The following is a 21,354-nucleotide window of genomic DNA, read 5'->3' as shown; positions in this document are numbered from 1 at the left end:
CGGTCCAGAGTGTCAGCTTTCCAGACAGACTGTACCGATCTTCCGACACACCAACGGCGGGTTGGGCGGACCGTTCCGGGTTCGATGGCACGCTTTCCGGGCGCCAAATGGCCGCTTGCAAATCGGGGGTCCGCCTGCAATTCTGCGCCTCCGACGGTGCCCCGTCCGCCGTGAAGGCGCGGGGATAATAGGGAATGCGGTGCGGATCCGGATGGGTCCAAGGCCGCGGCTGCCCCCGCAACTGTATGCGGCGAGTCCGCCTCCGGAAATGCCACGGGCCGACAGGCTGGGAAGGCGGGAGGCGCGGCGACGACCCGCGAGCCAGGAAACCTGCCGCCAGACCGAAACTCATCCAATCCGCCGGGTGTGGCGGAGACAGGGAAACAGATCATGACGCATCGCGCCGTCCTCCGTCCGTCCGCCGGGAAGACCCCGGCCACCGTCATCACCGGCTTTCTCGGCGCCGGCAAGACGACGCTGATCCGCAGCCTGCTGGAGCAGGCCGGCGGGCGCCGTCTGGCGCTGATCATCAACGAATTCGGCGACGTCGGCATCGACGGCGAGATCCTGCGCGCCTGCGGCGATCCCACCTGCACCGAGGACGACGTGATCGAGCTGGCGAACGGCTGCCTGTGCTGCACCGTCGCCGACGACTTCGTCCCGGCCATCGAGAAGCTGCTGTCGCGCCCCCAGCCGCCGGAGCACATCATCATTGAGACGAGCGGCCTCGCCCTGCCGAAGCCGCTGGTCCAGGCCTTCCACTGGCCGGCGATCAAGACGCGGGTGACGGTGGACGGGGTGGTCGCGGTGGTCGACGCGGCTGCCGCCGCGGAGGGCCGCTTCGCCCCCGATCCGGCGGCGCTGGCCGCCCAGGCCGCCTCCGCCGGGCAGCTCGACCACGAGACGCCGGTGGAGGAGGTGTTCGAGGACCAGCTCCTCTGCGCCGACCTGATCGTGGTGAACAAGACCGATCTGGTCGATGCCGCCGATCTGGCGAAGGTCGAGGACCTGATCCGCGCCGCCATGGCCGAGGGTGGCACCGGGCGCGAGGCCAAGATCCTGCGCGCCAGCAACGGCAAGGTCGATCCGGTGGTCCTGCTGGGCGTCGGGGCCGGGGCCGAGGACGACCTCGCCAACCGCCCCAGCCACCATGACGAGGAGGAGGGCCACGACCACGACGATTTCACCAGCTTCGTCGTGGAACTCGGCCCGCAGCCCGACCCGGCGGCGCTGGCGAAGACGCTGGAGCGCGTGGCCGCCGCCCACGGCGTGCTGCGCCTGAAGGGCTTCATCGATGTGCCGGGCAAGCCGATGCGCCTGCTGGTGCAGGGCGTGGGGACGCGCATCCAGACCCATTTCGACCGCTTCTGGAAGCCCGACGAGCCGCGCCGCAGCCGTCTGGTGGTGATCGGCGAGACGGGCCTGGACCGCAACGCCGTGACCGCGGCGCTGGGGTGATTTTCGGCCTTCACAACCCTCTCCCCTCTGGGGAGAGGGTGGCCCGCAGGGCCGGTGAGGGGGGTGCGCTTACGCCGGACGTTCCGCCACGCGCACCCCCCTCACCCTAGCCCTCTCCCCAGAGGGGAGAGGGACATTTCGAAAAGCTCTCGGTCATGCACCTACTCGCCGCCCGCCAGGAAGACCTCGACGCCGGCCCCCAGGCCGTGGATCTGGGGCAGAGCCCGGCGGACCTCGTCGTCCTGTCCTTCTCCGACAGCGACCTGACGGCGCTCGCCGCCTGCTGGAAGCGCCATCGCGACGCCCTGACTTCCAATCCGTTGCCGACCCTGCGGCTGGCGAATCTCGCGCGGCTGGGGCACCCGCTGTCGGTGGACCTCTACGTCGAGTCCGTGATCCGCAAGGCGAAGCTGGTCGTTCTGCGGCTGCTCGGCGGGGCGGGCTACTGGCGTTATGGGCTTGACCATGTCGCCGCCGCCTGCCGGGAATCCGGGGTGGCGCTGGCCGTGCTGCCCGGCTGCGCCCAGCCGAACCCCGCCCTGGAGGGCTATGGCACCGTTCCGGCCGAGGCCGCGCAACGGCTGTGGCGCGGATTCACCGAAGGCGGGCCGGACAACATGGCCAACCTGCTGGCCTACGCCGCCACTCTGAGCGGGCAGGAGCGCCCTTGGCGCGAGCCGGCGCCGGTCCCCCGCTTCGGCGTCTATGAGGGCTGGTCCGGCCAAGTTGCTGGGCCATGCGCGCCGGTCGTCTTCTACCGCTCCCACCTGCTGGCCGGCGATCTGGAGCCGGTGCACGCGCTGTGCGACGCGCTGGCCGCGCGCGGCCTCGCCCCGCTGCCGCTGTTCGTGGCGAGCCTGAAGGAGCCGGACTGCGCCGCCTGGATGCGCGCCACCCTGACCGCCCGCGACGCCGTCGTCGTGATGAACCTGACCGGCTTCTCGGCGGCGCGCGAGGACGGGTCGCCGCTGGAGGCCAACGGCACGCCGGTGCTTCAGGCCGTGCTGTCCACCACCCCGGAGGAGGGCTGGCGCGGCTCCGCCCGCGGCATGGGGCCGTCCGATCTCGCGATGAACGTGGTGCTGCCGGAGATGGATGGACGCATCCTGACCCGCGCCATCGCCTTCAAGGCCGAAGGGGCGCTGGACCCCGACCTGGAGTTCGCCCCGACGCTGATCCGCCCGGTGCCCGACCGCGTGGCGTTCGCCGCCGATCTGGCCGCCGCCTGGGTACGGCTGGGCGCCACCCCGCGGGCCGAGCGCAAGCTGGCGCTGGTGCTCTCCGATTATCCGGGGCCGGGCGGCGGCATCGGGCACGCGGTCGGCCTCGACACCCCGGCGAGCGTCGTCGGCATCCTGGAGCGGCTGCGCGCCGAGGGCTACGCGCTGGACGGGCTCCCCGCCGGCCCCGCCGCCCTGATGGAGGCGCTGACCGGCGGAGCCACCGCCGCGCTGAGTTTGGAGGACTACCGCCGCCTCGCCTCCGCCGACGCCCGCGCCCGCATCGCGGCATGCTGGGGCGACGAGGAGGCCGACCCGCGTTCCGACGGCGCGGCCTTCCACTTCACCGTTCTGGCCTGCGGCAACGTCACCGTCGCCGTGCAGCCAAGCCGCGGCCACGGCCCGCTGACCACCACCCAGCACCACGACCCGGAGACGCCGCCCAGCCACGGCTACTACGCCTTCCACCTTTGGCTCCGCCACATCCTGGGCATCCACGCGCTGGTCCAGGTGGGGGCGCACGGGACGCTGGAATGGCTGCCGGGCAAGGCCGTTGCCCTGTCCGCCGATTGCTGGCCGGAGATCGTCGCCGGTCCCCTGCCCTGCCTCTATCCCTTCATCGTCAACAACCCCGGCGAGGGTGTGCAGGCGCGCCGCCGGCTCGGCGCCGTGCTGATCGGCCACCTGACCCCGCCGCCGGTCGAGGCCGGGCTGCACGGCGACCTCGCCGCGCTTGAAACGGCCATCGACGAATATTCGATGGCGACCGGGCTCGACCCGCGGCGTCTGGGCACGCTGCGGCAGACCATCCTCGATCTCGCCTGGAGTTCCGGCGTCGCCGCCGACTGCAACCTGCGGCCCGACGACGACCCCGACGCCATCCTCAGCCGCCTCGACGCCCATCTCTGCGACATCAAGGAGATGCAGATCCGCGACGGGCTGCACGTCTTCGGCACGACGCCAGAGCCGGAGCGCCGGGCCCGCCTGCTCGCCGCCGTCGCCCGTTTCGGCACGGCGGAGGACGTCGCCCCGGCGCTGGACGCCTGCGGCGAGGCGGAGATGGCCGCCTTGCTGGCCGGGCTGGACGGACGCTTCGTGAAGCCCGGCCCCGGCGGCTCGCTGGCGCGGGGGCGGGCCGACACGCTGCCCACCGGGCGAAACCTCTACGCGCTCGACCCGCGCGGCGTGCCGACGCCGACCGCCTGGACGCTGGGCTGGCAGGCGGCGGACGCGCTGATCACCCGCTACCTGCAGGACCACGGCGACTGGCCGAAGCGGCTGGTGGTGGATTGCTGGGGCACGCCGGCCATGCGCACCGGCGGCGACGAGCTGGCCCAGGCCATGGCCCTGCTCGGCGTGCGCCCGCTGTGGGAAAACGGGTCCGGCCGGGTCACCGGCTTCGAGGTGATGCCGGCCTCCGTCCTGGGCCGCCCGAGGGTGGACGTGACGCTGCGCATCTCCGGCCTGTTCCGCGACGTCTTCCCGCAGCAGATCGCCCTGTTCGACCAGGCCGTCCGCGCCGTGATGGCGGAGGACGAACCGGAGGACGTGAACCCCGTCGCCGTCGCGTTGCGCACCGACCGCGCCGAGTTGAAAGCCGGCGGCACCCCGGCGGCGGAGGCCGAGCGCTGGGCCAGCGCGCGGGTCTTCGGCGCGGCCCCCGGCGCCTACGGCACGGCGCTGCCCGGCATGATCGCGCGCGGAGACTGGAACGCGCGGGCCGATTTCGGCGCCGCCTATCTGGAGGGAAGCTGCCACGCCTACGGCAAGGGGCTGGAGGGCGTCCCGCTGCCCAGCCTGTTCCGCCGCCGCATCGGCGGGGCCGACGCGCTGGTCCACCACCAGGACCAGCGGGAGCACGACGTCCTCTCCACCGACGGGTTCATGCAGTATGAGGGCGGCTTCTCCGCCGCCGCCGCCTTGGTCGACAACGACCCGGCGCTCTACCACCTCGACAGTTCGGAGCCGGAGAGCCTGACCGTCCGCACGCTGGGGGAGGAGATCGCCCGCGTGATGCGCGGACGGGCGGCCAACCCGCGCTGGATCGACGGCATGATGCGCCACGGCTACCGCGGCGCCGGGGAGCTGGCGGCGAGCGTGGACACGCTGTTCGCCTTCGCCGCGACCACCACGGCGGTGCGGCCCCATCATTTCGACCAGTTGTACGATGCCTATGTGGACGACCTGCGGGTGTGGGACTTCCTGGCGCAGTCCAATCCGGCCGCCGCCCGGCATATCCTGGACCGGCTGACCGAGGCTTTGGAGCGCGGTCTCTGGCACCCACGCCGCAATTCGACGGGCGACGATCTGCGCCGCCGCAAGGAGATGTCCGCATGAGCGCGATCACCCAACTCCGCAATCCACCCCGCCGGCGCGGCATGTGCCCCGGCGTCCTGGCCCCAATGGAGGTCGGCGACGGTCTGCTGGTCCGCGTGCGCGTTCCGGCGGGGGTGCTTCCCGCCGCCTCGGCGACGCGGTTCGCGGAGCTGGGGCGTCGTTACGGCAACGGTCTGGTCGACCTCAGCCACCGCGGCAACCTGCAACTGCGCGGTGTCGCCGCGGCGGACATGGCGGCGCTGATCGCCGAGCTTCGCGCGCTCGGCTACGTCTCGGAGGACGCGGAGAGCGAGGCGGTGCGCAACGTGCTGACCTCCCCGACCGCCGGGCTGGACGGGACGGCGGTGCTGGACGTGCGCCCCTACTCCCTGGCGCTCGATGCCCGGCTGGCGGCCGACCGTGACCTCCACCGGCTGCCGCCGAAATTCGGCTGGCTGATCGACGGCGGCGGTCAGGCCCCCCTGTTCGACAGCAGCACCGACGTGCGCTTCGACGCGGTGGCGGGGCCGCTGCTCCGCGTCGGGCTGGGCGGGACGTTCGAGGGAGCGGTGGTGCTGGGCCACTGCCGGCCCGACGATTTGGTGGAGCTTGCGGCGGCGCTGGCGCGGGCTTTTCTGGAGCTTCGCCAAACCCTGGCCGAGCCGCCGCGGCGCATGGCCGGATTGGTCAAGACGCTGGGGGTGGAGGCGCTGCGGGAGCGGGTGAGGGGCCTGCTGTCTTGCCCCCACCCTTCCCATGCTGCGCATGGGCCCCTTCCCTCCCCCGCTGGGCGGGGGAGGGAAGATTCTCCCCCGCAAACCTCATTCCCTCCCCCGCCCAGCGGGGGAGGGTCAGGGTGGGGGCAAACGTCGCCGACCCGACTCTTCCTCGGCCCCCAACCCTCCTGGCCCCCTGTTTCATGGCTGGGCGTCGCCTTCCCCTTCGGCCGCCTCGACGTCGACCGGCTGGAGGCGCTGGCCACCCTCACCCACGAGATCCGCATCACCCCCTGGCGCGCCCTGCTGCTGGCCGCCCCGCAGGAGGGCGCCGCGGAGAAAGCCGCCGCGCTCGGCGGCATCCTCGATCCCCTTGACATCCGCCTGAAGCTCACCGCCTGCAGCGGCGTCACCGGCTGCGACGTCGGCACCACCGACACCCACGCGGACGGCCTCGCCATCGCCGGGCGCGCGGCAGGCTTGCTGGAGGCGGTGCGGATGGTGCATGTCTCCGGCTGCGCGAAGGGCTGCGCCCATCCCGGTGCGGCGGATGTCACGCTCACCGCGCGGGACGGCGTCTATGACGTCGCGCTGAACGCCGCCCCCGGAGGCGCGCCCTGGCGGTCCGGCCTGACGCCGCCCGAGGCCATCGCCACAATCGCCGGATTGTCTGTTGAGGAGTTGTCCCGTGTCCGCTGAGCCGCTTTACGACTACATCCGCGATGGAGCGGCCATCTACCGCCAGTCCTTCGCAACCATCCGGGCGGAGGCCGACCTGTCGGCCATCCCCGACGATCTGAAGGCGGTGGCGGTGCGCGTCATCCACGCCTGCGGCATGGTGGACGCGGCCAAGGACCTGATGTTCTCCCCCGACGTGGGAACGGCGGCGCGAACGGCTTTGCGTCATGGCGCGGCGATCCTCTGCGACAGCGAGATGGTCGCCCACGGCATCACGCGGGCGCGCCTGCCGGCGGACAACGCCGTCGTCTGCACGCTGCGCGACCCGGCGGTGCCGGAACTGGCCAAGCAGGTCGAAAACACCCGATCCGCCGCCGCGCTTGAGCTGTGGGTGCCCCGGCTCGCCGGTTCGGTCGTCGCCATCGGCAACGCGCCGACCGCCCTGTTCAAGCTGCTGGAGATGATCCGCGACGGCGCGCCGAAGCCGGCGGCGGTGCTGGGCTTCCCGGTGGGCTTCGTCGGTGCGGCGGAAAGCAAGGACGCGCTGGCCGAGGCGCCCTTCGGCCTGCCCTTCCTGGCGATCAAGGGCCGGCGCGGCGGCAGCGCCATGGCGGCGGCGGCGGTCAACGCCCTGGCGAGCGACGTGGAATGAGCAACAGCACTCCCCCTACCGGCACCCTCTACGGCGTCAGCGTCGGCCCCGGCGATCCGGACCTGATGACCGTCCGCGCCATGCGCACCATCGGCGCCTGCCCGGTGGTCGCGTATTTCTGCAAGCGCGGCACCTCTGGACAGGCCCGGCGCATCGCCGACGGCTGCATTACGGCGGAGCACATCGAACTGCCGATGGTCTATCCGGTGACGGTCGAGCTGCCGCCCAACCACCCCGACTACGGCCGCCAGATCGAGGCCTTCTTCGACGAGTCCGCCGAGCGGCTGGCCGAGCATCTCGCCGCCGGGCGCTCCATCGCCGCGCTGAACGAGGGCGACGCCTTCTTCTACGGCAGCTTCATGCATCTGTTCCTGCGGCTGGCCTCGCGCTTCCCGACGGAGGTGGTGCCGGGCGTGACCTCGATGATGTGCAGCGCCTCGCTGCTGCCGCGCCCGCTGACGCTACGCGACGACGTGCTGTCGGTCATTCCCGGCACGCTGGGGGAGGAGGCGCTTTTGCGCGCGCTGCGCAACGCCGACGCCGCGGTCATCATGAAGCTGGGCCAGAACCTGCCGAAGGTCCGCCGCGCCGTGGAGGCCGCCGGGCTGGCCGACCGCGCCTGGTACATCGAGCGGGCGAGCATGGCGGACCAGCGTGTCATGCCCTTCCGCGAGGCGCCGGAGACGGCCCCCTATTTCTCGCAGATCGTCATCCCCGGCGAAGGGCTGCGGCGATGACGGCCGATCCACGCGCCGGATGGTTGAAGGTCGTCGGGCTCGGCCCCGGCACCGAGGACTGGCTGACCCCGGAGGCCCGGCGCGATCTGGCGGAGGCGACCGACCTCGTCGGCTATTTCCCCTATGTGGACCGCGTGCCGCCGGGGCCGCAGGTGCGCCACGCCTCCGACAACCGGGTGGAACTGGACCGCGCCCGCCACGCCCTCGAACTGGCGGCGGAGGGCCGTCGGGTGGCGGTGGTGTCCGGCGGCGACCCCGGCGTCTTCGCCATGGCCGCCGCGGTGTTCGAAGCGCTGGACGACCCGGCGGCGCCCGCGGCGTGGCACCGCGTGGCTCTGTCCGTCGATCCCGGCATTTCCGCGATGCAGGCGGCGGCGGCACGGGCCGGCGCGCCGCTCGGCCATGATTTCTGCGCCATCTCGCTGTCCGACAATCTGAAGCCGTGGGAGGTGGTGCTGAAACGCCTGCGTCTGGCGGCGGAGGCGGATTTCGTGATCGCGCTCTACAACCCGATCAGCCGTGCCCGCCCCTGGCAGCTCGGCGCCGCCTTCGACGCGCTGCGCGACCTCCGCTCGGCGGACACGCCGGTGATCCTCGCCCAGGCGGTCGGCCGCCCCGACGAGGCGCTGACCATCACGACCCTGGGCGCGGTGGACGCGGCACAGGCCGACATGCGGACCTGCGTCATCATCGGCGCCTCGCACACCCGGCTGGTGCCGCGCGAGGGTGCGCGGCCGTGGGTCTACACGCCGCGCAGCTATGGGGTGCGGGGATGAGGGCGGTGTCGCCAACCGTTGCCCCCTCCCTAACCCTCCCCCGCTTTGCAGGGGAGGGAATCCCCTCCCCCTGCGTAGCGGGGGGAGGTCGGGAGGGGGGCTCAACTGCCGAATGCCTCCAACCACGCCAACGCCGCCGCCGCTGCGTGCACTTCGGCCACGCCATTACCCTTTGGGCGCTCGACCATCACCACGGGGATGCCCCGGCGACGCGCGGCTTCCAGCTTCGCTTCCGTTGCCGTCCCGCCGCTGTTCTTGCTGACGATGACATCCACCCGATGCTCCTCCAGCAGGGCGCATTCTCCCTCCAGCGTGAAGGGGCCACGGCCGAGAATCAGGCGGTAATCGGGCAGCTTCGGCGTCGGTTCCGGCGGATCGACGGCGCGGATCAGGTAGCGCTTGTCCGGCACCGCCTCGAACACCGCGACCTCCTGCCGGCCGATGGTCAGGAAAACGCTCTCGCCGAGCGGGCGCAGTGCCTCGGCGGCGGCGGCCATGTCCGGCACGCCGATCCAGCGGTCGCTCTCGGTCGGCACCCAGGGCTTGCGGGTCAGTACGAGCAGCGGCACGCCCACCCGCGCGCAGGCCGCCGCGGCGTTGGCGGAAATCTGGTCGGCGAAGGGATGTGTCGCGTCCACCACCGCCCCGATGCCGCTTTCCACGAGATGCGTCGCCAGCCCGTCCACCCCGCCGAAACCGCCGATGCGGGTCGGCAGGGGCGGCAGGACCGGCTGCTTGGTGCGCCCGGCCAGCGACACCGCCGCGTCGATGCGCGGGTGGCCATTGAGAAGGCGGGCCAGCGCCGTCGCTTCAGTGGTGCCACCCAGAATCAGCGCCTTCATGCTTGTCCTCCTTGGGGTGCGCCATGATTAGCACAGGACCGGGGCGTTGGCTGAGCGTCGTCGGCATCGGCGAGGACGGGTGGGACGGTCTGTCGTCCGCCGCCCGCGCGCTGGTCGAAGGCGCGGACCTACTGGCCGGCGGTGCCCGCCATCTGGCGCTGGTACCCGAAACCACTCGACAGGAGCGCCTTCCCTGGCCCTCCCCCCTGTCGGACGCCTACCCCACCCTGCTGGAGCGGCGCGGCCAACGGGTCTGCGTGCTGGCGAGCGGCGATCCGTCCTGGTACGGCATCGGCGCCACCCTGGCGAAACTCGTTCCGGTTGAGGAACTGTCGATCGTTCCGGCCCCGTCATCCCTCAGCCTTGCCGCCGCCCGCCTGGGCTGGCCGTTGCAGGACTGCGGCACCCTGACCGTGCACGGACGCCCGCTGGAGCTGGTCATTCCGCATCTGCAACCGGGGGCGCGGCTTCTCATCCTTTCCTGGGACGGAACGACCCCGACCAAGCTGGCGGCTCTGCTGACGGCGCGCGGCTTCGGCCCGTCGCGCCTGACCGCCCTGGAATCCATGGGCGGACCGCGCGAGCGCTGCATCGTTGCGACGGCGGAAGAATGGTCGGCGGAGCGCGTGGCCGACCTGAACACGCTGGCGGTGGAGTGCGTCACCGCGCCCCACGCCCGCGCCCTGCCCCGCACGCCGGGCCTGCCCGACGACTGGTTCGAGCATGACGGCCAGATCACCAAGCGCGAAATCCGCGCCGTCACCCTGTCCTGGCTGGCCCCGCGCCGCGGCGAGCTGCTGTGGGACGTCGGCGCCGGCTCCGGTTCCATCAGCGTCGAATGGATGCTGAGCGATCCAACGAACCGCGCCATCGCCATTGAGCACAAGACCGACCGCGCCGCCCGCATTCCGGCCAACGCCGCCGCCTTCGGCGTGCCGGGGTTGGACTTGGTGCGCGGCAAGGCGCCGGAGGCGCTGGACGGATTGCCGGCGCCGGACGCCGTGTTCATCGGCGGCGGGCTGACCAACGACGGCGTGCTGGACGCCTGCTGGTCGGCGCTGAAGCCCGGCGGGCGGATCGTCGCCAACGCCGCGACGCTGGAAAGCGAGGCGTTGCTGATCGCCACCCACAAGCGGTTGGGCGGGCAACTGTCGCAGATCGCCGTCAGCCGCGCCGCGCCCATCGGCGGCTTCACCGGCTGGCGCCCGCTGATGCCGGTCACGCTGTGGCTGGCGGAGAAACCGTTGTGACGGCGGCTCGAATCATCGCGGCGGGAATCGGTTGCCGAGCGGGCTGCCCTGGCGACGAGATCGCCGGGCTGGTCCGCGCCGCCTTCGCGGAGGCCGCGCTGGACGAGGCCGCGCGCCGCGCCGTGCAATTGGCGGCACCGATGCACAAGCGGAACGAAGCCGGGGTTGCGGACGCGGCGCGCCTGCTCGCCCTTCCGCTCCGGTTCGTTGACGATTCAGCGTTGGCCGCGGTTCAGGACCGTGTGCAGACCTGTTCCGCCCGCGTCGAGGCGGCGGTGGGTGTCGCCTCGGTCGCCGAGGCCGCCGCTCTGGCCGCCGCGGGGCCGGGCTCCACCCTTCTGCTGCCGCGCCGTTCCACCCCGCGCGCCACCTGCGCGCTGGCGATTTCTGGGGAAGTTTCCGCATGACCGTGCATTTCATCGGCGCCGGACCGGGCGCGCCCGACCTGCTGACCCTGCGCGGGCGCGACCTGATCGCGTCCTGCCCGGTCTGCCTCTACGCCGGGTCGCTGGTGCCCAGGGAAATCATCGCCCACGCCCCGCCGGGCGCCCGGATCGTCGACACCGCCCCACTGACGCTCGACCAGATCGTCGCCGAGTTCAAGGCGGCGCATGCGGCCGGGCAGGACGTGGCGCGGCTGCATTCCGGCGACCTGTCGGTCTACAGCGCGCTGGGCGAGCAGACGCGAGCGTTGCGCGAACTGGGCATCCCCTACGACATCACGCCGGGCGTGCCGGCCTTCGCCGCGGCGTCGGCCGCGCTGGGGCGGGAACTGACCCTGCCGGAGGTCAGCCAGACGCTGATTTTGACACGGACGGAGGGCCGGGCCTCGGCCATGCCGGCGAACGAGACTCTGGAGGTTCTGGGGCGCTCGGGCGCGACGCTGGCCATCCACCTGTCGATCCACGTCATCGACCGGGTGGTGGAGCGGCTGACCCCGCTCTACGGCGCGGAATGCCCGGCGGCGGTGGTCTACCGGGCGAGTTGGCCGGAGGAGCGGGTGCTGCGCGGCACACTGGCGGACATCGCCGCCCAGGTGGCGGAGTCGCCGATGGAGCGCACTGCCCTGATCCTGGTCGGCCCAGCGCTGGGGGTGGAGGATTTCCGGTGCAGCGCGCTCTACGACGGGTCGCACGTGCGCCGCTACCGGGGGCTGGGGGAGTGAGGGAGGTTTTCACTCCCTCTCCCCTCCGCTTACGCGCAAACGAAGTTTGCGCTGACGCGACAGGCGGACCTTTGGCCCGCCGAAAGCGGGGAGAGGGTCGGGGTGAGGGGGTCCGGCAATTGCCGTACTCTCCTGTCCCCCGACATCCCCCGCACCCTAACCCTCTCCCCAGAGGGGAGAGGGGACTAAAGGGTGCTCCAGCCGGAACCGCCCACGATGTTGCCTTGGCGGTCGGTGACCAGCACCTCGACCGCCACGGGAGCGCCATCGAGCGTGTCCAGCGCGGTGCGCTGGGCCAGCGCCGCCACACGGTCGGCCAGCGGCAGGCCGGCCTCCCTGGCGATGCTCAGGACATGCGCGGCGGTGTTGGCGGTGCGGGCCTCGGCCACGGTGTCGGAAGCGGCGCCCAGTTCGGCCATGCGGTCGGCCAGCCAGTCGAGATCGACGCTGCCGCGCTTGGAATGCAGGTCGAGCAGGCCGCGCGCCAGCTTTCCGAACTTGGCGAAGCCGCCGCACAGGGTCAGGCGCGGGATCGGGTGGCGGCGCAGGTACTTCAGCGTGCCGCCCGCGAAATCGCCCATGTCGAGCAGCGCATGCTCGGGCAGGCCGTAGCGCGCCACGACCGCCTTTTCCGAGGTGTCGCCGGTGCAGGCCGCGACGTGGCTCAGCCCGGCCGCCCGCGCCACATCGACGCCGCGCTGGATCGAGGCGATCCAGGCAGCACACGAGTAGGGCACGACGATCCCCGTTGTCCCCAGGATCGACAGGCCGCCGAGGATGCCCAGCCGCGGATTCATGGTGCGGCGGGCCAGTGCCTCCCCATTCTCAACCGAGACCTCGACGACGATGTCGGGGGCCTCGCCGGCCAGCGCCGCGGCCTCCGCGACCGCTTGGCGGATCATCGCGCGGGGCACCGGGTTGATGGCCGGTTCGCCGACCGGGACCGGCAGGCCGGGGCGGGTCACCGTGCCCACCCCCTCGCCCGCGCGGAAGACGACGCCCTGGCCGGGCGCGGCGCGGCTGACGCGGGCTTGGATCAGCGCGCCGTGGGTGACGTCCGGGTCGTCGCCGGCATCCTTGACCACCCCCGCCGCCGCCCAGCCGTCGCCGCGGTCCGTCCAGGCGAGCGCGAAGGCTGGCGTCTGGCCGCCGGGCAGGGTTACCGTCACCGGATCGGGGAAGTCGCCGGAAAACAGCGCCCCGCAAGCCGCGCGCGCGGCGGCGGTGGCGCAGGTGCCTGTCGTCCAGCCCCGCCGCAGCGCCTTGCCGTCGCCATTACCGTTTCCCTGGCCGTCCACACCGTTTTCCGTCGCTGAGTGCTCGTCCATGACCGCAGAGCCGTTGCCCGACTCCCTTTCTCTTCCTCTGGAACTGGCCGACTTCCGGCCCGGCAGCGTGTGGCTGGCGGGGGCCGGTCCCGGCGATCCCGGCCTGCTGACCCTGCTGGCCCTGCAAGGTCTAAGGCAAGCCGAGGTGATCGTCCACGACGCGCTGGTCGGTGAACGGATCATGGCGCTGGCAGCGCCCTCGGCAAGGCTGGAGTTCGCGGGCAAACGCGGCGGAAAGCCCTCCGCCCACCAGGACGACATCACCAACCGCCTGATCGAGCTGGCGCGCGAGGGGCACCGCGTGCTGCGGCTGAAGGGCGGCGACCCCTTCGTCTTCGGACGCGGCGGCGAGGAGGCGCAGGCGCTGGCCGAGCGGGGCATCCCCTTCCGCATCATCCCCGGCATCACGGCGGGCCTCGCCGGCCCAGCCTACGCCGGCATCCCGGCCACCCACCGCTCGGCCAACCAGGCGGTGATCCTGGCGACCGGCCACAGCTGCGCGGGCGGGCCGGACTGGAAGGCGCTGGCCGCGACGGGCGCGCCGCTGATCCTCTACATGGCCTGGAAGGGTTTGCCCGGCATCGCCGCCGCGCTGATGGAGGGCGGACGGTCCGCCGACACGCCGGTCGGCGTGGTGACCGACGCGACGACCGAGCGGCAGCGCGTGCTGGTCACCACACTCGGCACCTGCGTCGCCGATCTGGAGGCGAGCGGGATGGAGCCCCCGGCCATCATCGTGATCGGCGAGGTGGTGCGGCTGCGCCCCGTGCTCGACTGGCTGCCCAAGGAGGCTCCCCATGGCTGAGGCCCCCATGTCTGAGGCTGCACCGCGCGGGCTGATCGTCGGGGCGCCGGCGTCCGGCACCGGCAAGACCACCGTCACGCTGGGGCTGCTGGTGGCCCTGAAGGCGCGCGGCCTGCGCGTCGGCGCGGTGAAGGCGGGGCCGGACTACATCGACCCGGCCTTCCATCAAGCGGCGACCGGGCGGCCCAGCGTCAACCTCGACAACTGGGCGATGGGGCCGGACCTGCTGGATTCGCTGGCCCGCCGTGCCGGGGAGGGCACCGACCTGCTGGTCTGCGAGGCGCTGATGGGCCTGTTCGACGGGGTGGCCGGCGTCGGGGCGACCGGCACCGGCGCCACCTCCGAACTGGCGGCGCGCACCGGCTGGCCGGTGATTCTGGTGGTCAACGCCAAGGGCCAGTCGCAGTCCGCCGCCGCCCTGGTCAAGGGCTTCGCCACCTACCGCGACGATGTGCGGATCGGCGGGGTGATCCTGAACAACATCGCCAGCCCGCGCCATCTCGCCTTGGCCGGCGGCGCCATCGAGGCGCTGGGCGTCCCCGTCCTCGGTTCGCTGCCCCGCACCCCCGACGTGATCCTGCCCGAACGCCACCTCGGCCTGATCCAGGCGGAGGAGACGGCGGACCTTCAGGAGCGTCTGGCGGCGCTCGGCCGCTTCATCGCGCAGCATGTCGATCTCGACCGGGTGGCGGCACTCGCCACCCCCTCCCGCGCGCCGGAGGGGAGCTTCGTGCCCGCCCTGCCGCCGCTGGGCCAGCGCATCGCCATCGCGCGGGACGCCGCCTTCACCTTCGTCTACCCGCACCTTCTGGAGGGCTGGCGCGCGGCGGGCGCCGAGGTGACGCACTTCTCGCCCCTGGCCGACGAGGCGCCGCCCGACGACGCGGACGCCGTCTATCTGCCCGGCGGCTATCCGGAACTGCACGCCGGACGGCTCGCCGCCGCCGGACGCTTCCGCGACGGCATGCACCGCTTCGCCGGGCTCGGCCGCTCAGTCTATGGCGAGTGCGGCGGCTACATGGCGCTCGGCGAGTCGCTGGAGGACGCGGCGGGCACCACCCACCCGATGCTCGGGCTGCTCGGGGTGCGGACCTCCTTCGCCAAGCGGAAACTGCATCTCGGCTATCGCCGCGCCGTCCTGCTGGGCGACACGCCGCTGGGCCGGGCGGGCACCGCGCTGCGCGGGCACGAGTTCCACTACGCCTCGATCCTCGACCGCGGGGGGGACGAGCCGCTGGTCACCGCCACGGCGGCGGACGACTCGGACCTCGGCCCGCTCGGCGGCCGGCGGGGCAGCGTCTTCGCCTCCTTCTTCCACGTCATCGCGGCAGATCAATGAGCGACCACGCCTTCGCACCGGAGGAGCGGGACGCGCTCTACAAGGCGATCTTCTCGCGCCGCGACGTGCGCGGGCAGTTCGCCCCCGACCCGGTCCCCGACGAGGTGCTGACCCGCGTGCTGACCGCCGCGCACCACGCGCCGTCGGTCGGCTTCATGCAGCCCTGGAACTTCATCGTCGTCCAGGACCCGGCGGTGAAGGCCCGCGTGCACGCCGATTTCTCCCAGGCCAACGAGGAGGCCGCCGCCCTCTTCACCGGGGAACGCAAGGCGCTTTACAGCCGCCTGAAGCTGGAAGGCATCCGCGAGGCGCCGGTCAACCTGTGCATCACCTGCGACCGGGAGCGCTCCGGCCCGGTGGTGCTGGGGCGGACGCACATCCCGACCATGGACCTCTACTCCTGCGTCTGCGCGGTGCAGAATCTCTGGTTGGCCGCGCGGGCGGAGGGGCTGGGCGTCGGCTGGGTCAGCATCCTGCACGAGGACAAGCTGCGCGAGGCGCTGGGCATCCCGGAGCGGATCGTCCCCGTGGCCTACCTCTGCCTCGGCTACGTCTCCCACTTCCACGAGACGCCGGAACTGGAGAAAGCCGGCTGGCGCAGCCGGCTCCCCCTTGAGGACCTCGTCTTCCGCGACCGCTGGGGCGGGACGACGTAAAGGCCGCCGTCAGGCCCCGAAGCCGCCGTCGATGGTCTGGAACGTGCCGGTGATCATCGCGCCGTGCGGGCCGGCGACGAAGGCGGTCAGTTCGGCGACCTCGCTGGCGTGGGCGTAGCGCTTGATCGCCATGAAGCCGCGCATGGCCTCGGCCATCGGACCGTCGGCCGGATTCATATCGCTGTCGGTCGGCCCCGGCTGGATCGCGTTGACGGTGATCCCGCGGTCGCCGAAGTCGCGCGCTAGGCCACGCACCATGCCCTGGACCGCCGATTTGGTGAGCGCATAGGCCGCCCCGCCCGCGAAGGGCATGCGGTCGCCGTTGACCGACCCGATGACGATGATGCGCCCCGGCCCGGTCATGTGGCGCGCCGCCTCGACCGCGGCGTGGTAGGGCCCGCGCACGTTGATGTCGATCATGCGGTCAACCTCGTCGGGGTCGAAGGTCAGCGGATCGCCGATGATCGCCACCCCGGCGTTGACGACCAGCACGTCCAGCGCGCCCCGCCCGGCCACCGTTGCGATCACCGCGTCGCGGTCGGCGCTGTCGGTGCGGATCGCCTCGGACCCGGTCTCGGCGGCCAGCGCCGCTGCGGCCTCCGCCGAACCGGCGTAGGTGAAGGCGACTCGCCCGCCACCCGCCGCGAAACGCTGCACGATGGCCTTGCCGATGCCCCGGCTGCCGCCCAGCACCAGGATGTTCTTGCCCGCGAAGTCGCTCATGATCGGTTCCTTGAATTAATGTAGTGACCGCTATATAAAATCAGCGAAAGGCATCGCGCAAGGATTTTTTATAGTGGTCACTACAAAAAAATCGGAGCCGCGCGGACGGCGGCGTTCCTTCGACGTGGACGAGGCGGTGGAGACGGCGATGCGCCTGTTCCACGCCCGCGGTTACGACGCGGTCGGCGTGGCCGAGCTGGGCACCGAACTGGGCATCAAGCCGCCGAGCTTTTACGCCGCCTTCGGCAGCAAGGCCGGGCTGTTCGAACGCGCCCTGCGGCGCTACGCGGCGGGCGAGGCCAACATCTTCGCACGGGCCCTGGCGGAGGGCGGCGATGTGGCCACGGTGATCGGGCGGACGCTGGCGCTCGCCGCCGAGCTGTATCCCGGCCAGGGAGGGACGGCGGGGTGCCTCGTGCTCGACGGCGCGCGCAACAGCGCCGACCCCGAGGCACAGGCCTTGGCCGACGCGGCCAAGCGGGAGGGCTGCGCCGCGGTCCGCGACTTCATCGCCACCGAAGCGCCGGACCGCGCCGACGCGCTGGCCGATCTGGTGGTGGTCGCAATGATGGGGATGTCGGCGGCGGCCCGCGACGGCGCGGATCGGGAAAGGCTGGACCGGGTGGCCGCCATGATGGACCGGGCCTTCCGCCGGGAACTGGCGGGTGTCTGACGGGTGGTCCTGCGGGGATGGTACAGGATTTCCGTCACGTCTTGGTCCTTACGACTGACCGGCGGGAGGCGCAGGATCAGCGGCAGCCGGGAACCTCCCGCATCCCCATTGAGGACCAACCGCCATGTCCCCGCGTCTCGACTACCACGCCACCGCCCCCGCCGGCATGAAGGCCCTCGCCGGTGCGCATGGCTACATCGGCCAGTGCGGGCTTCCTGTCACGTTGATCGATCTCGTGTATTTACGCGTTTCGCAAATCAACGGCTGCGCCTATTGCATCGACCTGCACAGCCGCGATCTGCTGAAGAACGGTGTCACCATCGACAAGCTGGTGCTGGTGCCGGTCTGGCACGAGGCCGAAACGCTGTTCACCGACCGCGAACGCGCCGCCTTGCGCTGGGCGGAGACGGTGACGCGGGTGGCCGAGACCGCCGTCCCGGATTCGGAGTTCCAGGCGGTGTCGGCGCTGTTCTCCGAGAAGGAGGTGGCCGACCTGACGATCGCCATCGGCCTGATGAATCTCTACAACCGCCTCGCCATCAGCTTCCGCACGGTTCCCGCCGCGGCCCGTTGAGCGCGATACGCCGGCTCAGCCATGCCGTTTCACCAAGTCGAGCAATCGGCGACAGTCGTCGGACAGGCGCCGTTCCTGCAAATTGGTGATGCCCAGCAGCAGGCCTCGGGGGCGAGCGGCCTCCGGGCCATCGGCGTACCAGGGCGACAGCGGCACCGGAGCGAGACCGTCCGCCTGCGCCGCCGCGGCGATGCCGACATCGCGGCTGCCCGGTGGCAGGTCCAGGCGGACCGACAGGCTCCCCGACGCCTCCACCGCCATCGGTGACTCCGCCCCCGCGGCGTCGCGCATGGTCGCCAGAAGCGCCTGCTGGCGGACGGCGTAGAGCCGCTTCATCCGGCGCAGGTGCCGGAAATAATGCCCGCCCGCCATGAAGTCCGCCACCGCCCGCTGCATCGCCGCCGCTGGAGCCGGGGACAGGCAGGCGGCGGCCTCGCCGAAGAGACCGGTCAACCCCGGCGGCACCATCAGGAAGCCGAGCCGCAGCGCCGGGCTGATCGTCTTGCTGAAGGTGCCGGCGTGCAGCACCCGCCCATCCCGGTCGAGGGAGGCCAGCGCCGGAGCGGCCCGGCCCTTCAGTTGCAGTTCGCTGAGATAGTCGTCCTCGACGATCCATGCCCCGGCTCGCGAGGCCCATTCCAGCAGGGCGAGGCGGCGCTGCAACGTCATGGTCACGCCGAGCGGCGCCTGCTGGCCGGGCGTCACCACGGCCAAGCCCGCCGCGGGCGCCCGTGCGAGTCCCGCATCCACGTCGATCCCGGCGCCGTCCGTCGGCACGGGCACCACGGTCATGCCGGCGAGGTGAAGGGCGCGGCGGGTCAGGGGAAAGCCGGGCTCCTCCATCCAGGCGGTGGCGCCGTCCAGTCGCAAGGCCCGAATCACCAAGCCGAGCGCGCCGGAATAGCCCGCCGTGATGAAAATCTGCTCCGGCGTGCAGCGGATGCCGCGGGCGATGGCCAGCACGGCGGCGATCTCTCGCCGCAGATCCGGATGGCCGCGCGGATCGGGATAGCCGACCGGGGCCGCCGCGGCGGCCCGCGCCGCCCGCCCGACGATCCGGGACCACAGCGTGAAGGGAAAGGCGTCCTGCGCCGGCACACCCATCTGGAAGGGCAGCGGCGCCCGCTCGAAATTGGAAAACAGCTCCGGGAAGGACGGTGCCTGGACCGGCCCGTCGGGGGACGGCCCCGCCATGGCCCCCTCGGCCACCCGCGTCCCCGCGGCGCCCAAACCGACCGCAAGCTGTTCGTCGATCAGCCGCTCATAGGCGTCGCGCACCGTCCCACGGGACACCCCGAGCTGCACCGCCAGATCCCGCCAGGACGGCAACCGCGCCCCTCCGGCCAGCCGGCCATTGCGGATGGCGTCGCGCAAGGCGGCGTGGATTTGAGCGGACAGCGGAACCTTCGCGGTCCGGCTGAGGGCGATATCCAGAGTTTCCGGCGGCGGCAGGGCGGGCATGGGCCGCAGGATAGCGCAAGCTTGCCCATCCGCAATCCACCGCAAGCTTCCCGGATTTCCCGCCGGCAGGCTCCCGAGTGTCCGGCGCGTCGTGGACGAAAAAAAAGCCGGAGCAACCGCTCCGGCCTTGAGTCTAGGGAGGAAACGCCCCGAGAATGGGCTGGCGGAGAATAGGGGCACCCCTTTCAAACTGGTATTACCAATCCGGAATGGGTGCGGTGCAGCATCCGCATAGGCCGATAATTCCCTGTGAATAGTGTGGTTTTTTGACGTTTCCGCTTTCCCCTATGGTGTCAGTGTGCTCTCCCGTCGTGGAACGGGGCGATTTGTCATCCTCGGTACAGCTTCACCACCGACGCGCGAACGCGCATAATCCGGCGCGGAACCGGGGGTGCGGCCCGCAGTGGCCATGGCCGTGCGGGCGCTGGATGGGGAACGACGGCATGGGATTCGGCAGGGGCGTCTGGCTGCGCCCGGTGGTCGCGCTGCTTCTCGGGATTCTGACCAACGGGATTTCTGCCGGCGAACCCGCGTGGGCGGACCCCACCCGCTTCACCATCCTCTACGCCCACAGCACGACCGAGCTGGAGGACGTGCAGGGACGCGGCGGCATTGCCCGGCTCGCCACGCTGGTCCACCAGGAACGGGCGGCGGGCGCCACCGTGCTGGTCCTGCACGGCGGGCAGGCGCTCGCCCCCTCCGTCCTGTCCTTCTACGACCAGGGGGCGCACGTCATCGACCTGCTGAACGGGGTCGGCATCGACGCCATGGCGGCGCTGAACCGGGAATTCCATCACGGCGACGATGTGCTGATGACCCGCGCCTTCGAAGCGAACTTCCCCATGGTCGTCTCCAACGCGGCGGACCGCCAGACCGGCAAGCCGCTGGATGGGCTGGAGGACCGCGCGATGCTGAACGCCGGGCCGGTGCGCGTCGGGGTGCTGGCCGCGGCACCGGCGCGGACGGGAGAGATCACCCGCTCGCCGCGCACCGACTTCCTGCCGCCGGGTCCGGTGCTGGCCAGGAAGGCGAAGGACCTGCGCAACGCCGGGGCCGATCTGGTGGTGGCGCTGACCGGCGATTCCGGCGGCACCCACCGCGACGTGATCGCCTCCGGCGCCGCCGACATCGTGCTTTACCAGGACCGCGGGCGGGTGGTCGCCGTGGAATACGACGGCAAGACCCTGAACGCGACGGTCGAGCCACAGGCCGCCTGGGTGCTGGCCCTGGACATCACCGCCGAGAAGGTGACCAAAGGCGACGCCACGCGCACGGTGTGGAGCAGCGGCGTGCGCGCCATCGACACCGCCACCGTGGCGCCGGACCCGGCGCTGGACGCGCAGGCCAAGGCCTATCGCGCGCGGCTGGACAGCATGCTGGGCATGCAGGTGGGCCGTCTGGACGCCCCCATCGACACGCGGCGCGAGGCGGTGCGCGCCAGCGAGAACGCCTTCGCCAACACCGTCGCCGATTCGCTGCGCGAGGCGATGGAGGCCGACGTGGCGCTGATCAACGGCGGCTCCTTCCGCGGCGACCGCGCCTATGCGGCGGGCACGGTGTGGACGCGCCGGGACATCCAGACCGAATTTCCCTTCCACGACACCGCCGTGCTGATCGAGGTCACCGGGCAGCAGTTGCGCGACGCGCTGGAGTTCGGCTTCTCCGGAATCGAGCAGTTGCAGGGCCGTTTCCCGCACCTGTCCAACGCCCGCGTCATCGTCGACCCGTCGCGCCCGCCCGGCCAGCGGGTGATGGCGCTGACGGTGGGCGGCAAGCCGGTGGAGCCGACGGCCCGCTTCCGGCTGGCCACCGGCAGCTACCTCGCCAACGGCGGGGACGGCTATGCGATGCTGACCACCGCTCCGCGGCTGGTGGACGACCGGGACGCCGATTTCGTCTCGACCATCCTGGCCAGCCGGATCGCCCGCACGGGCAGCTTCGCGCCGCGGCTCGACGGTCGCCTGACGGTCCAGCGGTAGCCGCGG

The 21,354-nt window shown here is 71.9% G+C and carries 19 protein-coding genes and 1 riboswitch; of the genes, 15 read left to right on the top strand and 4 right to left on the bottom strand.

Annotation, left to right across the window (positions count from 1 at the left end; genetic code table 11):
* Positions 1–137 precede the first annotated feature (137 nt).
* Positions 138–353: riboswitch (cobalamin riboswitch) on the top strand.
* A gap of 37 nt (positions 354–390) precedes the next feature.
* From cobW to cobJ, 6 genes are all read left to right on the top strand, one after another.
* Entirely contained in the window at positions 391–1,458 is a 1,068-nt protein-coding gene (gene cobW, locus H1Q64_RS22715) for a cobalamin biosynthesis protein CobW (RefSeq protein WP_237905726.1), read from the top strand.
* A 155-nt stretch (positions 1,459–1,613) separates the two neighbouring features.
* Entirely contained in the window at positions 1,614–5,015 is a 3,402-nt protein-coding gene (cobN, locus tag H1Q64_RS22710; protein WP_237905725.1) for a cobaltochelatase subunit CobN, read from the top strand.
* On the top strand, positions 5,012–6,409 hold the full coding sequence (gene cobG, locus H1Q64_RS22705) for a precorrin-3B synthase (RefSeq protein WP_237905724.1): 1,398 nt from the start codon (positions 5,012–5,014) through the stop codon (positions 6,407–6,409). Before cobN ends, cobG begins: the two co-directional genes overlap by 4 nt.
* Positions 6,399–7,040, top strand: a complete 642-nt coding sequence (locus tag H1Q64_RS22700) for a precorrin-8X methylmutase (RefSeq protein WP_237905723.1) — start codon at positions 6,399–6,401, stop codon at positions 7,038–7,040. Before cobG ends, H1Q64_RS22700 begins: the two co-directional genes overlap by 11 nt.
* Complete coding sequence (locus tag H1Q64_RS22695; RefSeq protein ID WP_237905722.1) at positions 7,037–7,777, top strand: precorrin-2 C(20)-methyltransferase; 741 nt, start codon at positions 7,037–7,039, stop codon at positions 7,775–7,777. The genes H1Q64_RS22700 and H1Q64_RS22695 overlap by 4 nt, the downstream gene beginning before the upstream one ends.
* The gene (gene cobJ / locus H1Q64_RS22690) at positions 7,774–8,553 is read left to right on the top strand and encodes a precorrin-3B C(17)-methyltransferase (protein WP_237905721.1); all 780 of its coding nucleotides are present in this window, start codon (positions 7,774–7,776) and stop codon (positions 8,551–8,553) included. Before H1Q64_RS22695 ends, cobJ begins: the two co-directional genes overlap by 4 nt.
* A 101-nt stretch (positions 8,554–8,654) precedes the next feature.
* Here cobJ and H1Q64_RS22685 read toward each other — a convergent pair whose 3' ends face one another.
* Complete coding sequence (locus H1Q64_RS22685) at positions 8,655–9,395, bottom strand: cobalt-precorrin-6A reductase (RefSeq protein ID WP_237905720.1); 741 nt, start codon at positions 9,393–9,395, stop codon at positions 8,655–8,657.
* A 23-nt stretch (positions 9,396–9,418) separates the two neighbouring features.
* Here H1Q64_RS22685 and cbiE point away from each other — a divergent pair, with 23 nt between their 5' ends.
* From cbiE to cobM, 3 genes are read left to right on the top strand one after another with little or no spacing between them, the layout of a single operon-like run.
* Positions 9,419–10,645, top strand: coding sequence for a precorrin-6y C5,15-methyltransferase (decarboxylating) subunit CbiE (gene cbiE / locus H1Q64_RS22680; RefSeq protein ID WP_237905719.1), 1,227 nt, complete (start codon positions 9,419–9,421; stop codon positions 10,643–10,645).
* Positions 10,642–11,052 carry a cobalamin biosynthesis protein gene (locus tag H1Q64_RS22675; RefSeq protein WP_237905718.1) on the top strand — a complete coding sequence of 137 codons (411 nt, stop codon included), beginning with the start codon at positions 10,642–10,644 and terminating at the stop codon, positions 11,050–11,052. Before cbiE ends, H1Q64_RS22675 begins: the two co-directional genes overlap by 4 nt.
* Positions 11,049–11,810, top strand: coding sequence for a precorrin-4 C(11)-methyltransferase (cobM, locus tag H1Q64_RS22670; RefSeq protein ID WP_237905717.1), 762 nt, complete (start codon positions 11,049–11,051; stop codon positions 11,808–11,810). The genes H1Q64_RS22675 and cobM overlap by 4 nt, the downstream gene beginning before the upstream one ends.
* A gap of 185 nt (positions 11,811–11,995) precedes the next feature.
* Here cobM and H1Q64_RS22665 read toward each other — a convergent pair whose 3' ends face one another.
* Positions 11,996–13,138: a cobalt-precorrin-5B (C(1))-methyltransferase gene (locus tag H1Q64_RS22665; RefSeq protein ID WP_237905716.1), complete on the bottom strand. Its 1,143-nt coding sequence runs from the start codon at positions 13,136–13,138 to the stop codon at positions 11,996–11,998.
* Here H1Q64_RS22665 and cobA point away from each other — a divergent pair.
* From cobA to bluB, 3 genes are read left to right on the top strand one after another with little or no spacing between them, the layout of a single operon-like run.
* Entirely contained in the window at positions 13,137–13,943 is an 807-nt protein-coding gene (gene cobA, locus H1Q64_RS22660; RefSeq protein ID WP_237905715.1) for a uroporphyrinogen-III C-methyltransferase, read from the top strand. The genes H1Q64_RS22665 and cobA overlap by 2 nt on opposite strands.
* Positions 13,936–15,282, top strand: coding sequence for a cobyrinate a,c-diamide synthase (locus tag H1Q64_RS22655; RefSeq protein ID WP_237905714.1), 1,347 nt, complete (start codon positions 13,936–13,938; stop codon positions 15,280–15,282). Before cobA ends, H1Q64_RS22655 begins: the two co-directional genes overlap by 8 nt.
* Positions 15,279–15,938, top strand: coding sequence for a 5,6-dimethylbenzimidazole synthase (gene bluB, locus H1Q64_RS22650; RefSeq protein WP_237905713.1), 660 nt, complete (start codon positions 15,279–15,281; stop codon positions 15,936–15,938). The genes H1Q64_RS22655 and bluB overlap by 4 nt, the downstream gene beginning before the upstream one ends.
* A gap of 9 nt (positions 15,939–15,947) precedes the next feature.
* Here the strand turns inward: bluB and bdcA are convergent, their stop codons facing one another.
* A complete protein-coding gene (gene bdcA / locus H1Q64_RS22645) occupies positions 15,948–16,661 on the bottom strand; it encodes an SDR family oxidoreductase (protein ID WP_237905712.1) in 714 nt (237 codons plus the stop codon).
* Between the two features lie 73 nt (positions 16,662–16,734).
* Here bdcA and H1Q64_RS22640 point away from each other — a divergent pair, with 73 nt between their 5' ends.
* Both H1Q64_RS22640 and H1Q64_RS22635 read left to right on the top strand, forming a co-directional pair.
* A complete protein-coding gene (locus H1Q64_RS22640; protein WP_237905711.1) occupies positions 16,735–17,334 on the top strand; it encodes a TetR/AcrR family transcriptional regulator in 600 nt (199 codons plus the stop codon).
* Between the two features lie 124 nt (positions 17,335–17,458).
* Positions 17,459–17,908, top strand: a complete 450-nt coding sequence (locus H1Q64_RS22635) for a carboxymuconolactone decarboxylase family protein (protein WP_237905710.1) — start codon at positions 17,459–17,461, stop codon at positions 17,906–17,908.
* A gap of 15 nt (positions 17,909–17,923) precedes the next feature.
* Here the strand turns inward: H1Q64_RS22635 and H1Q64_RS22630 are convergent, their stop codons facing one another.
* Complete coding sequence (locus tag H1Q64_RS22630; RefSeq protein WP_237905709.1) at positions 17,924–19,369, bottom strand: PLP-dependent aminotransferase family protein; 1,446 nt, start codon at positions 19,367–19,369, stop codon at positions 17,924–17,926.
* A 443-nt stretch (positions 19,370–19,812) separates the two neighbouring features.
* Between H1Q64_RS22630 and H1Q64_RS22625 the strand changes: the two genes are divergently transcribed.
* Positions 19,813–21,348 carry a bifunctional metallophosphatase/5'-nucleotidase gene (locus tag H1Q64_RS22625; protein WP_237905708.1) on the top strand — a complete coding sequence of 512 codons (1,536 nt, stop codon included), beginning with the start codon at positions 19,813–19,815 and terminating at the stop codon, positions 21,346–21,348.
* Positions 21,349–21,354 lie beyond the last annotated feature (6 nt).

Origin of the sequence: Azospirillum brasilense (assembly GCF_022023855.1) — a bacterium.
Lineage (GTDB): Bacteria > Pseudomonadota > Alphaproteobacteria > Azospirillales > Azospirillaceae > Azospirillum > Azospirillum brasilense_F.
Note: the sequence above shows the minus strand (reverse complement) of the source record. Positions and strands in the feature narration are given on the sequence as shown.